Annotated in this window: 10 protein-coding genes and 1 pseudogene; 5 read left to right on the plus strand and 6 right to left on the minus strand. The window is 74.8% G+C overall.

All coding sequences use genetic code 11. From position 1 onward, the window contains the following. Nucleotides 1-27: 27 nt before the first annotated feature. Nucleotides 28-465: an OsmC family protein gene (locus ACIP98_RS38455; protein ID WP_319661755.1), complete on the minus strand. Its 438-nt coding sequence runs from the start codon at nucleotides 463-465 to the stop codon at nucleotides 28-30. A 275-nt stretch (nucleotides 466-740) separates the two neighbouring features. Between ACIP98_RS38455 and ACIP98_RS38460 the strand changes: the two genes are divergently transcribed. The 3 genes from ACIP98_RS38460 (at nucleotide 741) to ACIP98_RS38470 (ending at nucleotide 5,977) form a co-directional block, all read left to right on the plus strand. After that, entirely contained in the window at nucleotides 741-3,239 is a 2,499-nt protein-coding gene (locus tag ACIP98_RS38460) for a SpoIIE family protein phosphatase (RefSeq protein ID WP_401981029.1), read from the plus strand. A 214-nt stretch (nucleotides 3,240-3,453) separates the two neighbouring features. Beyond that, complete coding sequence (locus ACIP98_RS38465; RefSeq protein ID WP_319661757.1) at nucleotides 3,454-4,917, plus strand: NAD(P)/FAD-dependent oxidoreductase; 1,464 nt, start codon at nucleotides 3,454-3,456, stop codon at nucleotides 4,915-4,917. Nucleotides 4,918-5,023: 106 nt separating this feature from the next. Further along, the gene (locus ACIP98_RS38470) at nucleotides 5,024-5,977 is read left to right on the plus strand and encodes a hypothetical protein (protein WP_319661758.1); all 954 of its coding nucleotides are present in this window, start codon (nucleotides 5,024-5,026) and stop codon (nucleotides 5,975-5,977) included. Between the two features lie 52 nt (nucleotides 5,978-6,029). Here ACIP98_RS38470 and ACIP98_RS38475 read toward each other — a convergent pair whose 3' ends face one another. Next, nucleotides 6,030-7,631, minus strand: a complete 1,602-nt coding sequence (locus ACIP98_RS38475) for an IucA/IucC family protein (protein WP_319661759.1) — start codon at nucleotides 7,629-7,631, stop codon at nucleotides 6,030-6,032. Nucleotides 7,632-7,667: 36 nt separating this feature from the next. Here ACIP98_RS38475 and ACIP98_RS38480 point away from each other — a divergent pair, with 36 nt between their 5' ends. Continuing rightward, nucleotides 7,668-9,353, plus strand: a complete 1,686-nt coding sequence (locus ACIP98_RS38480; protein ID WP_401981031.1) for an IucA/IucC family protein — start codon at nucleotides 7,668-7,670, stop codon at nucleotides 9,351-9,353. Nucleotides 9,354-9,378: 25 nt separating this feature from the next. On the opposite strand, the gene ACIP98_RS38485 is transcribed toward ACIP98_RS38480, so the two are convergent. From ACIP98_RS38485 to ACIP98_RS38495, 3 genes are all read right to left on the minus strand, one after another. Further along, nucleotides 9,379-10,062 carry a phosphotransferase family protein gene (locus tag ACIP98_RS38485; protein WP_401981033.1) on the minus strand — a complete coding sequence of 228 codons (684 nt, stop codon included), beginning with the start codon at nucleotides 10,060-10,062 and terminating at the stop codon, nucleotides 9,379-9,381. Nucleotides 10,063-10,305: 243 nt separating this feature from the next. After that, complete coding sequence (locus ACIP98_RS38490; RefSeq protein WP_401981035.1) at nucleotides 10,306-11,025, minus strand: VWA domain-containing protein; 720 nt, start codon at nucleotides 11,023-11,025, stop codon at nucleotides 10,306-10,308. A gap of 193 nt (nucleotides 11,026-11,218) precedes the next feature. Further along, nucleotides 11,219-12,232 (minus strand): helix-turn-helix transcriptional regulator, encoded by a 1,014-nt coding sequence (locus tag ACIP98_RS38495; RefSeq protein ID WP_401981037.1) that lies wholly within the window; start codon nucleotides 12,230-12,232, stop codon nucleotides 11,219-11,221. Between the two features lie 684 nt (nucleotides 12,233-12,916). On the opposite strand from ACIP98_RS38495, the gene ACIP98_RS38500 reads away from it, so the two are divergent. Beyond that, on the plus strand, nucleotides 12,917-13,942 hold the full coding sequence (locus ACIP98_RS38500) for a hypothetical protein (RefSeq protein ID WP_319661765.1): 1,026 nt from the start codon (nucleotides 12,917-12,919) through the stop codon (nucleotides 13,940-13,942). Nucleotides 13,943-13,968: 26 nt separating this feature from the next. Here ACIP98_RS38500 and ACIP98_RS38505 read toward each other — a convergent pair. Beyond that, nucleotides 13,969-14,814 (minus strand): annotated as a pseudogene (locus ACIP98_RS38505) (serine/threonine protein kinase); the annotation flags it as partial.

A 14,814-nucleotide genomic window follows, 5' to 3' on the forward strand; every position in this document is an offset into this window, starting at 1 on the left:
GGCGGTGGGGAACGTCCGGGCGGGTGCTCAGGCCAGGGACGCGGTGAGGGTGATCGCGGTGCCCGCGAGCGCCTGGCTCACCGGGCAGTTGGCCTTCGCGTCCTCCGCCGCCTTGATGAACTCGGCCTCGTCCAGACCGGGCACCTGGCCGACCACGGTCAGGTGGATACCGGTGATGCCGGTGCCGGGCTTGAAGGTGACGTCGGCCTGCGTGCGCAGCTGCGTCGGCGGGGTCTTGGCCCGGGACAGGCCGGCGGACAGGGCCATCGAGAAGCAGCTGGAGTGCGCGGCGGCGATGAGCTCCTCCGGGCTGGTCTTCCCGCCGGGCTCCTGCGAGCGGGCGACCCACGTGACCGGGTACTCGCCGATCCCGGAGGAGTCGAGGGTGACGACTCCACTGCCCTCGATGAGGGAGCCGTCCCACACGGTGTGGGCGACGCGCGTCGTCTCGCTGGGCGTGGTCATGGTGGATCCTTCCGGTTCGTGGCTCGGTTCGCCGGGCACGTACGGCGTTCCGGGGGCGCCGGCCGGGGGCGCCGGCCTGCGGCGCGTCCAAGTCTCCACCACCGGCCGCCGCTTCGCGACGTGATCCCCGGCCGTTCCTCCGGCGTGTTGCCCGTGTCAAACGGACCGTCACCCACAAGAGTGGCTGTACGCAGGGATTTCACGGTCCCGGCCCCGGCCGGTCGCCGCCGGTCCTACGTTCGGCAAGAGGACGCGGACGTCAAGGAGTGAGCCAGGTGGAGGAATCCGTACGGGTGCCGATCCTCGCGTCATGGGAACGCTGCCAGGCCGCCGGCCTCGACCCCGAACACCTCGACGTCCCGTACACCCGGGACATCGACCTCGCCGGCCCGCTCGCCAGGGCCGCCCGGCCGGTCCTCGACCGGCTCGCCGACGCCCTCGCCGGGTCCGGGACGGCCGTCCTCCTCACCGACGGCAGCGGGCTCGTGCTGGACCGCAGGGCCGCCCGGCCGCCGCTGCTGCCCGCCCTCGACGACGTCGGCCTCGCCCCCGGCTTCGGCTACCACGAACTCGGCGCCGGTACCAACGGCATCGGCACCACGCTCGCCGCCCGGCGCCCGGTCCGGGTCAGCGGTGAGGAGCACTACTGCGCCGCCCTGCGCCGCTTCACCTGTTTCGGCGTGCCCCTGCGGCACCCCGTGAGCGGCCGCATCGAAGGGGTGCTGGACCTCACCAGCCTCCAGGACGAGGCCCATCCCCTCATGCCGCAACTCGCCCGCGGCTCCGCCCTCGCCATCGAGCACCGGCTGCTGGAGGACTCCGGCCGCCGCGAACGCGCGATGCTGCACTCGTACTTGGCGGCGGAACGCCGCAACCCGAGCCCGGTCTCGCTGCGGCTCGACGGCGACGGCCGCATCCAGCCCGTCGGTCCCCCGGCCGGACTCACCGCCGGCGACGAGGCCGCCCTCGCCGAGACCGCCACCGGCCTCATCGCCGCCGGACGGCGCGACGCCGTCGAACTGCCGCTCTCCCGGGGGCGCACGGCCGTACTGCTGTGCCGGCCGCTCGCGCAGGGCGCGGTGGTCGAGGTGAGCCTTCCCGACGACGCCGGACCGCGGGCCGTCCGCAGGCCGCTGCTCGTCGGCGACGCGGGGGTCGGCCGGCTCGCCGTCGCCGCCCGGCTGCGGCTGGAACTGCTCAGCGACGCAGCCCTGCGCATCGGCACCACCCTCGACGTCGCCCGCACCGCCGCCGAACTGTGCGAGGCCGCCGTCCCGCGCTTCGCCGACCGGGTCACCGTGGACCTGCTCGCCCCCGTCGTCCGGGGCGGCACCCCGGACACCGCCGACACCACCGCACCGGTCCTGTGCCGCGTGGCGGACGCCGGGACGGGCGCGACGGGACCGCCCGCCGTGCCCGGCCCGGGCGCGGAGCCCTACCCGGCCGCGCCGGACGGCCCGCAGGCGCGGGCCCTGGCGGGCGACGGCCCGGTGCGGGCCGGGGACGCGCTCATCGCCGTACCGCTGCGCGCCCGGGACACCCCGCTCGGCGTGGCCACCTTCCACCGGGCCGCCGACAGCGCGCCCTTCGCGGAGGACGACCTCACCCTCGCCCGCGAACTGGCCGCCCGCGCCGCCGTCTGCATCGACAACGCCCGGCTGTTCACCCGCGAGCACCACCTCGCCCTGGAACTCCAGCGCAGCCTGCTCCCGCACGGCCTTCCCGCGCAGCACGCCGTGGACGTCGCCCACCGCTATCTGCCCGCCCCGGGCCGCGTCGGCGGCGACTGGTTCGACGTCATCCCGCTCTCCGGCGCGCGGGTCGCCCTCGTCGTCGGCGACGTCGTCGGCCACGGCATCCACGCCGCCGCCGCGATGGGCCGGCTGCGCACCGCCGTCCACAACTTCTCCGCCCTCGACCTGCCCCCCGACGAACTGCTCGGCCGCCTCGACGACCTGGCCGTGCGGCTCGACGAGGAGGGCGGCGCGCACACCGGACTGGCCGGCGCGACCTGCCTGTACGTGGTGTACGACCCCGTCGCCCGGCGCTGCCAGCTCGCCCGCGCCGGACACCTGCCGCCCGCGCTGCTCGGCCCGGACGGCGACGTGCGCTTCCCCGAACTGCCCGCGGGACCGCCCCTCGGACTCGGGCAAGTCCCCTTCGAGACGACCGAGTTCGACCTCCCCGAGGGCACCGGCCTGGTCCTCTATACCGACGGCCTCATCGAGGGCGGCCATGCCGACCCCGAGGCCGGTATGCGCAGACTCGGGCGGGCGCTGGCCGGCGCGCCCAGGGACGGGACGCCGGAGGAGCTGTGCGCGGCCGTGGAGTCCGCGCTGCGCCCGGTGCCCACGGCCGACGACATCGTGCTGCTGGTGGCCCGTACCCGCGCGCTCGACGGCGGCCAGGTCGCCTGCTGGGACGTGCCCGACGACCCGGCCGCCGTCTCGGCGCTGCGCTGTGCGATCACCCGTCGGCTGCGCTCCTGGGACCTGGACGAACTCACCTTCACCACCGAACTGATCGCCAGTGAGCTGATCACCAACGCCATCCGGCACGCCCAGGGGCCGGTCCAGGCCCGGCTCGTCCGCGACCGGGCCCTGGTCTTCGAGGTCGCCGACGCCAGCGGCACCTCCCCCAGGCTGCGCCGCGCCGCCACCACCGACGAGGGCGGCCGCGGCATCTTCATGGTCGCCCAGCTCTGCCGCCGGTGGGGCACCCGCTACACCGAGCAGGGCAAGGTCATCTGGACCGAGCAGCAGCTGCCCGCGTGACCGTCACCCCCGGCGTCCCCCCGTCCCCGTGTCCCCACCGGACGCCCGTACGGCGCAGCCTGCCGCGCCCGCCCGGCCGGCCGTCCCCGCGGCGGGAAAGCACCCGTCACGGCGGGACGGCGCCGCCGGGCCGCGCGGGGCGGTCCCTACCCCACGCCGCACGATGCTGCCCGTTCCGGCTGTGCGACGGCCCGGTGTTGCCTACGGTGGGACCATGACCACCGCGGCGCGGACCAGCGCAGACAGCAGCACGGACACGTACGACGTCATCGTCATCGGAGCGGGACCGACCGGCGAGAACGTCGCCGACCGCACCCAGGCGGCCGGGCTGAGCACCGTGATCGTCGAGGCCGAACTGGTGGGCGGCGAGTGCTCGTACTGGGCGTGCATCCCCAGTAAGGCCCTGCTGCGCCCGCAGGCCGCCCTGGGGGCCGCCCGCGCGGTCCCCGGCGCGCGTGAGGCCGCCGGCGGGCGGCTGGACACGGCCGCCGTACTGGCCCGGCGCGACTGGGCCACCGCGGGCTGGAAGGACGACGGGCAGATCAGCTGGCTGGATTCGGTCGGCGTCGACCTGGTGCGCGGCCTCGGCCGGCTCGACGGGCCGCGCCGCGTCGTCGTACGCACCCCGGAGGGTGGCGAGCGGGTGCTGACCGCCCGCCACGCGGTCGCGGTGTGCACCGGCACCCGCGCGCTCCTGCCCGACCTGCCCGGCCTCGCCGAGGCGCGCCCCTGGACCAGCCGCGAGGCGACCAGCGCCCACGAGGTGCCGGGGCGTCTGCTGGTGGTCGGCGGCGGCGTCGTGGCGGTGGAGATGGCGACCGCCTGGCAGTCGCTCGGCTCGCGGGTGACCGTGCTCGTGCGCGGTTCCGACGTACTGCCGCGCTGGGAGCCCTTCGCCCGTGAGCTCGTCGCGGAGGGGCTGCGGACGGCCGGCGTCGACCTGCGGACCGGGGTGTCCGTCACCGCCGTGCGACGCGACGGGGACTCGGGACCGGTGACCGCGACGCTGTCCGACGGCTCCGAACTCACCGCCGACGAGATCCTCTGCGCCACCGGCCGCGTGCCGCACACCGACGACCTCGGCCTGGAGACGGTCGGCCTGACCCCCGGTTCCTGGCTGGAGGTGGACGACACCTGCCAGGTCCGCGGCGTGGACGGCGGCTGGCTGTACTGCGCGGGCGACACCAACCACCGCGCCCTGCTCACCCACCAGGGCAAGTACCAGGCCCGCATCGCCGGCGCGGCCATCGCCGCCCGTGCCAAGGGCGAGCCGCTCGACACCGACCCCTGGGGCGCGCACGCGGCCACCGCCGACCACGAGGCCGTCCCCCAGGTGGTCTTCAGCGAGCCCGAGGCCGCCGCGGTCGGCGTCACCGCCGAGGAGGCCGAGCGCGCGGGCCGCCGCGTCAAGGTGGTCGACTACGAGATCGGCAACGTCTCGGGCGCCTACCTGCACGCCGAGGACTACCGCGGCCACGCCCGCGCCGTCGTGGACCTCGACCGGGGCCACCTGATCGGCGTCACCTTCGTCGGGCCGGGCGTGGGCGAGCTGCTGCACTCGGCCACCATCGCGGTGGCCGGCCAGGTGCCCGTGGAGCGGCTGTGGCACGCCGTCCCGTCGTTCCCGACCGTCAGCGAGATCTGGCTGCGCCTGCTGGAGGCGTACCGGGACCAGTAGACCCGCCCCCGTCCTCTGCGCGGAGGACGCTTCGCCATCGGGAAGGCGCGACCGGCCGATAGGATCGCGCCTTGCCCGTCGAGTCCAGGTCCAGGGAGTTGCAGAGGTGGGGATTTTCCGGCGCGGGCCGAAGCGCGACCAGCGGGACGCGCCTCGCGACCCCGAGTACGCCTTCTTCTCCGTGGACGAGGGCGCGCGCTTTCGCGCCCATGTGCGTGAGGCCTTCGCCGAACTCGGCCTGGAGGTCACCGTCTTCGCGGACCTGGTGACCGACAGCTCCGGCCGCAAGTTCGGCACCGGCAACCTGGCGGCGCTGTGCCACAACGACCGGCGCGGGCCGCGGGTGTGGCCGCAGCTGGCCAGGGAGCACGTCGGCGCCGTGCTGCGGACCCTCGACGGCCCGTCCCCGCTGGAGACGATGCCGCCCGAGGAGATCCGCGAGCGGCTCTACCCGCGGCTGGTCACCCCGGACATGATCGACCCCGAGACCTTCCGGTACGCCCGGATCGCCGCCCCCGGGCTGCTGGAAGTGCTCGCGCTCGACCTCCCCGAGAGCGTCATGACGCTCGCCGACCACGCGCTGGCGCCGCTGGGCGACATCCGGGAGCTGCGCGGCCGGGCGCTGCTCAACCTCCGCGACCTCCCCGTGGAGCGGCACGAGGTCGTCCGCCACGCCGATGTGCGCTTCGACGTCGTCGTCGGCGACTCTTTCTTCACCGCCGCCCGGGTCCTCGCCCTCGACGAGCTCGTCGAACGCGTCACCGGAGCGCCGCTGACCGCCGACGGCGCCCTCGTCGCCATGCCGTTCCGTCACCAGCTGGCCTTCCACGCCATCCGGGACAGCGCGGTCATCCCGGCCCTCAACGGCATGGCGGGCTTCGCGGCCGCCGGCCACGAGGAGGCGGTCGGCCCGATCAGCCCCTACGTCTACTGGTGGCGCGGCGGCGTCCTCACCCAGCTCAGCGAGAAGGACGGCGACGGGCTGCTCATCACCGTCGGCGAGGAGTTCCAGAACGTCCTGGAACGCCTGGTCCCCGACCAGGCCGGCGAGGAGCGCTGAACCCCGGGCGCCGGAACGCCCTTTCGTGCCGCCCCGGCACCTGCGGGGACGGTCACCGCGCGAGCGCGCCGGGCACACCCGCGTTCTCGGGCAGCAGGGGGTTGGCCAGCGGCACGTAGCGCGCGGCGGCGCCGTCCGCGGCCGTCCAGCGCAGCAGGAGGTTGGTCTTCGCCGGGACGTGCGGCGCGGTGAGCAGGTCCCGCACCGGGGCCGGGTCGCCGTGGCCGCGGGCCCAGTCGGCGAGGAGGTCGCGGGCCCGGGCCCACAGCACGGGGGCGAGCGCGGGGCGGCCGTCGGCGAGGGCTCCCGCGATCTCCAGCAGGTTGTTGGTGACCAGGCAGTAGACCAGCCGCTCCCAGCCGTACGCGGGGCTGACGCCGGGCGTCGGTTCGTCGCCGTGCGCGTGGCGGCGCAGCAGTTCACGGTGGCGTTCCTCGTCGAGCTTGACGCCCTCGTGGTCGCGGAAGACCGCCTGCGCGGGCAGGCCGTCGCCGTCCACGGCGATCACGACGTTCTGCAGGTGGGCCTCCAGCACCACGCCGTGCCCGAACCAGGCCGCGAGCACGGGCGGCACCACGCTCTCCAGGTAGGCCTGCCACCAGGCGAGGGCGGTGCGCTCGTCGCGGCGCGCGGCCGCCAGGGGGTCGCCCTCGAAGCCGCCCTCGGCGACCGCCGCCGCCAGCAGCGGGGTGAGGCCGGGCCGGACGTGGCCGCCGAGGCCGTCGCGGACCAGGACCGCCAAGGCCTCGTACGTGTCCCGGCCGCCGAGGTCGGCGGTGCGGTGGCCGCGGTCGGAGAGGATCCCGGCGCCGGTGACGGTCCGCAGGACCTGGTCCACCGGGCCGAGCCAGCGCAGGTCGTGCCGCCACAGCCGGCGGATGTCGTTGGTGATCCGCACGTCCAGGCTGAACTTGAGGAAGAGGTCGGCGTCGGGCAGGTACACCGTGCGCAGCGACGCCGTGGGCACGGCGGGGACGGCCGTGCGGCCGAGCCGCAGCAGGCGCCCGTCGTGCAGGGCGGGCAGGTCCCCGAGGAGTTCCAGCTGCCACGGGTGCGCGGGCAGCAGCCGGTAGCCGTCGGGCACGTCGTCGTGGAGGCGGTCGACGGCGGAGGTGTCGCCCTGCCCCGCCAGCAGGTCGGCGCGCACGGCGAGCAGCGTCAGCGGGAAGGCGGTGTGCGCCTCGGGCGCGTACGGCAGCCAGCTCGCCGGGGCGCCGCCGCCGCGGGCCTTGGGCGCGGGGTGGTACCGGTGCCCCGCGACGAGGGCCTGCTCGGAGCGCAGGTACGGATCGGCGGGCGGCGGCGCGTCCTCCCGGGCCGCCAGCAGCGCGGCCAGCACGTCGCGGCTGTCGCGGATCTCCGCCGGCAGTGTGGCGTTGGCGGTGCCGGTACGGGCCGTCAGTTCCCCGGCGGTGAGGTCGACGAGCCCGTCGAAGGCCAGGGGGTGCCAGTCGCCGTCCGCGCCGAGCAGTTCGGGGCGGGAAGGGTGGCGGCCGGGGCGCACCCGCAGGAGCCGGCCCGTCGCGGGGAGCCGCAGGACGTCCCGCCCGGCGGGTTCCGCGACTTCGCGGACGAGGCAGTTCAGCAGGGCCGTGGCGGCCAGTCCGTCGGCCCGGCGACCGGTCCCCGCCGGTGCTCCCGCTGCTCGTTCCACGGTGCGGCGTCCTCCTGCGTAGGCTAGGGACCCATCATGCACCCCGATTCGACGACCGCGACGCGGCGCCCCACGGAGGCCGCGTTCGCCACCGGGCTGACCGCCCTGCGTCCCGGCCTGGCCGATGCCTGGGCCGCCTCGTTGCCCGGAGCCCGCGCCGCCGTCCTCGGCCGCCTGTGGCGCGCCCTGCTGCTGGAGCCGCTGCCGGGCCTGACCGTCGAAGGGCCGGGGCGGGTGCGCCTGGACGACGGCCGGCCGCTGACCGGGCCGGAGCGCCTGCCGCACGATCTCGGCCTCGCACAGGAGGAGTTGGTGCTGCGCCTGGACGGTCGCCCGTTCGACCACCCGGCGGCCCTGCTGGAGGCGCTGGGACTGCCCGGCTCCGGGCCGCTGCGGGACGAGCTGGAGGACAGCGTCGCCTCGCTGGCCCTCTCACGGGCGGGCGCGCCCCGGGCCGGCGGCCCCGACGCCGCCCCGACCGGCCGGAACGGGTCGACCGGGTCGACCAGCTCGACCGGGTTGACCGGCTTCGAGCAGGGCGTGGTCGACGGGCACCCGTACCACCCCTGCTGCCGCAGCCGCCCCGGCTTCTCGCCGGCCGAACAACTGGCGTACGGCCCCGAGCACCGCCCGGTCGTGGCCCTCGACCTCGTCGCCGTACCCGCCGCCGGGGCGCTGGTGTCGGGCGACTGGCCGGACCGGCTGCGGGACGGCGACCGGCTGCTGCTGCCCGTGCACCCCTGGCAGACCCGGCACGTCCTGCCGGGCCTCTGTGTGCGCCCCCACACCACCGCGGCGATCGCCGCGCGACCGCTGATGTCCGTGCGCACCTTCGCGCCGCTCGACGGCGGACCGCACCTGAAGACGGCGCTCAGCATGCGGATGACCTCCGCGGTCCGGGACATCTCCGCCCAGTCGGTGGCGGACAGCGCCCGGCTGTCGGAGCTGCTGGACACGCTGACGCGCCGGCTGGACGGCGGCGCGCTGCGCGTGACCCGCAACCTGGCGGCGGCCTCGGCGGTGCTCGACGGCACCGCGACCCCCGACGTGGCCGCGCTGGTACGGGAGTCCCCGGAGGCCTTCGCCGACCCCGCCGCCGGCGAGACCGTGCTGCCGGTGGCCGCGCTCATCGGGCGTCCCGCGGACGGCGGCCAGCCGCTCGTCCGCTCCCTGCTGTCCGCGGCGGCTCCCGGTCAGGACGGCGCCGCCTGGCTGACCGCGTTCGCGCGGCTCGCGCTGCCGCCGGTGCTGCGGCTGCTGTCCTGGGGCGTCGCGCTGGAGGCGCACGGCCAGAACCTGCTGGTCGTCCTGGACCGGAGGGCCCGGCCGCTGCGGCTGGTCTACCGCGACCTGGCCGACGTACGGATCAGCCCGGCCCGGCTGGCCCGCAACGGCTTCGCGACGCCGCCCCTGGGCCGCGGGCTGAGCGACGACCCGGCCGTCCTGCACGCCAAGGTGTACGGATCCCTGGTGGCCACCACCTTCGGCAGCCTGGTCTCCGCGCTCGGCGAGGCGGACCGCCCCGCCGAGGCCCGCCTGTGGGCCGCCGTCGCCGCGGAGGCGGTACGCGCCTGCGACGCCCTCCCGGACACCCCGGACACCCGCGCCGACCGCACGGCCCTGTTCGCCGCCGAACTGCCCGTCAAGGCGCTGACCTTGATGCGCCTCCAGCAGGCCGCGCATGGCGACCAGTGGGCCCGGCTCCGCAATCCCCTGCGCTGATCCGCACCGGCGGGGCGGGCCCGGATCACGCGTACCGTTCGAGAACCGCGTCCACGGAGGCCTCCAGCCGCCGCGCCGGCAGTCCCGGCGTCAGATCGGTCCGCCCGAGCTCCCGCCACGGCACCGCGACCTTCTCGGCGTCGGGCGCGAAGGCCGGCGCGTCCAGCAGCCGCCAGTACAGGTGCGCGGCGCCGTCCGCGAGCGGCCTGCCGCCCGCCGCGGCGTAGCGGTCGGCGAAGGCCATGCCCTCCTGCGGGCCGTGCAGCAGCGCGAGCGCGGTCGCGCAGTGCGCCACGTCCAGGTCGGCCGGCCCCCAGGACGTCTCCACCCAGTCCACGACGCCGCTGACGGCGCCGTCCGCGAAGAGCACGTTCCCCGGGTGGAAGTCCCGGTGCAGGAAGCACCCCTGGTACGGGGGGGGTGCGCGGCGGATCGCCGCCACGGAGCGCTCCCACACCCGCGGCACCGGCGTCCCCTCCGGGACGCCCACCCGCTCCGGGGAGGTCCACGCCTGGTAGGGGCGCGGCCGGCCGGACTCCGGCGGTCGTACGGCATGGACGGCCGCCAGTTGGCGTGCCAGCAGGTCCGCACGCCGCGCCGCGCCGCGCTCGTCCAGGCACACGGTGCCCGGCCGCCGGGTCATCAGCAGCGAGGGGGCGTCGCAGTGCCGCGCCGTCGGGTCCACGGCCACCAGCCGGGCCGCCGGCACGCCTCCTCCCCGCGAGCAGCGTCAGCACGGCCGCCTCGCGGTCCAGCAGTCCTTCGGCGTGGCGTCGGTAGAAGGGCGTGACGAACGACCGCAGCACCAGGTGCCGTTCGGCCGTCGTGCGCAGCAGACGCATCGGCGAGGTCCAGCCCCCGCGCAGCCGCTCGACGGCCACCACCCGCTCGCCGCCGGCCAGTTGCCCGTCCACCCGGCTCCGGGTCGCCGCCCGTTCCCCGCTGAAGGCCATCAGCCGGCCACGATCCCCGCCGCACGCGCCGCCGCCAGCCACTGGGGGAACTCGGCCACCAGCGCCTCGTACAACGTCCCCTCCGGCACGGCACCCGGCTCCGAACCCGCGGCCCAGAAACCGGCATTGCCCACCGGACGCCTGGCCGGCACGGGCAGTTCGTCGAGCTTGCGCAGGAAGTCGAACTCCTTGCCCGCCGGCTCCCCGAAGCCCACGAACTGCCAGAACAGCGGCAACCGCGCCGCTTCGCACAGCACGCGCTCGGCCGCGGTCCGCGACGACGGGCCCCCGTCCGTCTGGAACACCACCAGCGCGGGCTGCCGCGCGCCCGACGCCTCGTAGTGGTCGACCACGGCCCGCATGGCCAGGTGGTAGTTGGTGCGCCCCATGTGGCCGTAGCCCTCGTGCAGCGCGTTCACCCGGCCCGTGTAGTCCTCGAGCCCGATTTCCGCGATTCCGTCGACCTCCGTGGAGAAGAAGACGACGGGCACGACCCCGTCGTCGTCCAGGTTCGCCGCCAGCCCCAGCACCTGTTCGGCCAGCCGCTGCACCGTCCCCTCCCGGTAGTGCCGCCGCATGCTCCCGGACCGGTCCAGCACCAGGTAGACCGCCGCCCGCTCCCCCACGACCCCGGCCTTCTCCAGCGACACCCGCGCGCCCTTGAAGAGCCCCACCAGCCCCGGTGCCGCGGCCTCCACCTTCTCCAGCCCGATGCCCATCCCCGCGCCCCTTCCGCCCGGCGGCGACCCACCCGGGCCGCCCCGCCATGTCCACAGTAGGCAACACGGCGCCGGGCACGGCACCCTCGCCCGGGGCGGAACGGGACGCGCTCGTCGGGCCGGAGCGCCGGGTCCCGGCACCCGCGGACGTGGACGCGGACGTGGGCGTGGGCGCCACCTCGGCAACGGGAACCTACTGCCTGCGCTCCCTCAAGTAGGCGGCGGGCGTGGCCCCGTAGGCGGATTTGAAGTGCCGGATGAAGTGACTGGCGTCCGAGAAGTGCCAGCGTGCCGCGATCTCGGACATCCCGGCCGCGCTGCCCAGGGTCATGAGTTCGTCGTGCGCCTTCTGCAGGCGCCGCCGCCGGGCGAAAGCCATGACCGAGTCGTCGGACGCGGAAAAGCAGCGGTGCAGCGTGCGCAGGGACACCCCGACGCTCTTGGCGACCATCGGCGGGGACAGGTCGCCGCTTTCGAGGTTCTCCTCGATGACGTTCTTGGCGGCCGCGACCACGGCCCGGGGATGATCGCTCAGCGCCGAACCGGGGCGCTCCGAGATGATGTGCGAGAACAGCGTCGCGCAGGCGTCCCGGGCCATGGTCCGCGCGGAGGCCGACCCCTCCAGTTCGCTGCTGCTCTTCTTGATCACTTCCAGGAAATTGACGAAGAAACGGACTTCGGGGACGTCGACATCCGATATGTGGGCCCGTCCCAGGGTTCTGCCCGACCCGATGTGCGGCAGCACGAGATGTCGCGGGATGGAAATCACGTGCGCGGTCGTCGCCGGCGCACAGGAGAACTCCCAGGATGCCTTCGTGTCACGGACGCATATCTGCCCGGGTTTGACGGAGTGCTTTTCCTTGCCCTCCAGGAACTCGATCCAGCCCGAGGTCACCAGGTCGGCGACGATCGGATCCTGGTCGAGATGGTTCCCGGACACCCCGGTCAGCGTGTCGCAGTACACCTCCGCGGACAGCAGTCCGTCGATGAGATGACCGTTCGCGACGAAGCGAAAACCGCGGGGAACGGCGAAGTCCGGCACGGCGAGGCGGATGAGATGGGAGAACGGACCGCGCTCCCAGTTCATGAAGTGCCGCTCGGAGACCCGCGCCTCCTCGGCGGTCAGGACCATGTCGGCCCGGTAATGGACCGCACCCTCGGGACTCTGCGCGGAGATCACCGTGCCCGCCCGCCGGTGCCGGTCCATCCGGAGCGCTCCCGCCGCGCGCGCATCGCCGGCGCCGGGGCGACGGCGTGCCCGGACGTTCGCGACAAGGTTGTCACCCTTGCGCGGGCCATGCGTGACTCAGTCATCGAACGTGAATGCAATTCCTTGATCCATTGCGGTCGGCTGCCGGATTCGAGACCTCTCCCCGCAGGGGAACCGACACATCAAGCGGGCGTCATTGCCCGTGAGGCCGCTCGCCACCGGATTGTCCCCGCGGCGAGACACGGCACGCACGACGCACCGCGGCCGAGTCGAAGGCTGCTCGTCCGCATTATTGCCGACCATCCGCCCCACAAAATAGTACGGCCGTGCCAGAGTTCCGTTCCCGGCGGACGAGGAGGGCACCCGCATCCCATGAATGCCGCCCGGACAGTGCCCGCCGATCCGCTCGTCCGGACATCCGGCCCGACAACCGGCCCGACAACCGGCCCGACAACCGGCCGAATAGAATATCCGCGCCCGGGAATGGAATACGCACGCCAATCCGGGCGAATCATGTCCCTTATGCCTGATACTTTGTCAGCTTCCTTTCCTGCCCGCCCTGTTCGGTCTCCGCGCCGCGTGAAAACAGGTTTATGATCTGCTCCGTCATCGGCCCCGCGTCGCATCGACCGCCGTTTGACGCAGAAGCCGTGGAAGACGGAGAAGAGGACAGCGCGCGCCATGAACCAGCCAGGTGTGTCGATCCATCAGTTGCGCGTCGTCATGGCCGTGCTCAGCCTCGCGTTGTTCGTCCAGACGGCGTTCTGGCTCCTGTACGACCTCGTCGTGCGCGGCCTGCCGGGCGCGTGGACGATGTGGACGACCGGGTACGTCCCCGGCCTGTCGGCGACGTCCTCCCTCGACCTGGGCCTGGCGGCACTGCAACTCGCCGCCGCGGCGGGTGCGTTCCTGGGGACCCGGGGCGCCGGCGGGCTCCTGGTGACGGCCTGTGCCGTGACACTCGGCTTCCGTCTGCCCGCGGTCTGGTACTTCCTGCTCGACTCGCCCGCCGACCCGTGGTTCGGCCCGCTCACGGGCCCCTCGGTGAACGCCGTCGGCGGCAGCGCCCTCCTCGCCGTGGTGGTCGCCCTCGTCCTCGGCGCACTCCTGCTCCTGGCCCGGCACATGGAGTACGAGGCCGCCGCCGCGGACGCGGCATCCGGCGGCGGGATCCGCCCCGTGAAGGTCACGGCGGCCACTTCGGGGCTGTTGCTGGCGGTGCTCAACATCTTCTACATCGGCCGGAACACGGTGACGGCCTTCCAGGTGGGCCCCGGCGTGCTCGGCGACCTGCTCGTCGGCAGGGGCACCGGGCGCGCGGTCCTCGGTGTGTCCGCCCCGTACCAGTGGGCCTGCCTGACCGTGCTGTGCGGGGCCGGCATGCTGCTGGCCGCCAGGCGCCGCCCGGTCGCGACGGGATTCTCCAGCGGGCTGTCGCTGTTCATGATGCCGTCGGCGTTCACCGATCTGTGGGCGTACACGGCCGCCACGATGTCGCCGACCCTCGTGGACACGTCCCAGCACCTGCTGGAGTTCGTCGGCTCCGCTGCCGTCGTGGCCCTCACCATCGGGGACGTCCGCCGGGAACGGCGGCCGGACCGCCCCGCCGTGCAGGCGCCCGAGGTACCCGAGACGGAGGCGCCGGAGACGCCCGAAGCCGGCAGCCCCGCACGGCGTGAGGTCGAGTCCGAGCCCGCCGAGGCCTGAGCCCGGGGCCCGCGGCCCGCGCGGCGTCAGTCGGTCGGTCCGGTCAGCCGGAGCCCGTCCACCGCGTGCTCGAAGACCGCCCGGCGCGAGGCCCACTGGTCGGCCGGGGCGGAGAGGTAGACCGTGAACTCCTGCTCTCCGGGCTGCCCGAATCCGAGGTCGATCGCGCGGAACGGACGTACCTTGCCCCGGAAGGTGAACTCCCATATGGCGGCGGGCCGTCCGCGCCATTGCGTGCTCTGCATGCGCAGCTGCTCGTAGCCGTCCAGGTTCGGGACCGTCTGCGCCTCCAAGTCCTTGAAGTGCTGCAGGGGGCTGGGCCCCGCGAAGTCCAGCGTGCCGATGCGCAGTCCGACCAGCCCCGTCGGGTCGACGTACACGAACTGCCGGCCCGCATCGCTCACCTGCCGCGTCCAGCCGTCCGGCACGGGGATGGCGAAGCCGCGGTCCGGCTCCTCGGCCAGGTGGTAGCCGTCCGGGACGGGAGGCGGGCTGTACGAGGGGGACGGCGAAGCAGGCGCGGAGGTGGACGGCGTGCTCGGTGGCACCGACGGTGACGGCGAAGACGACAACGGGGACGGCGACGACGGTCCGGGCGAGCCGGCGCCGGCGTCACCGACACCGCCGAAGTGCGGGGCGGCGTAGAACCCGCCCCCGGCGAGAGCCGCCACCAGGACGCCACCGGCGGCCCACAGCGGCGCCCGGCGGCCGCGAGCGCGCGGCACGAGGACCGGGGCGGTCAGCGGCTGCGGGTGTCCCAGGGCTTCGCGGGGCACGCCGGCCGTGGCCGACTCGGCGGCCACCGCCCGCAGCATCCGCTCCGCCTCCACCGCCGACAACCGCCGCCCCGGCTCACGCACCAGCAACCCCGC

This window comes from Streptomyces sp. NPDC088354 (genome assembly GCF_044753585.1).
Classification (GTDB): domain Bacteria; phylum Actinomycetota; class Actinomycetes; order Streptomycetales; family Streptomycetaceae; genus Actinacidiphila.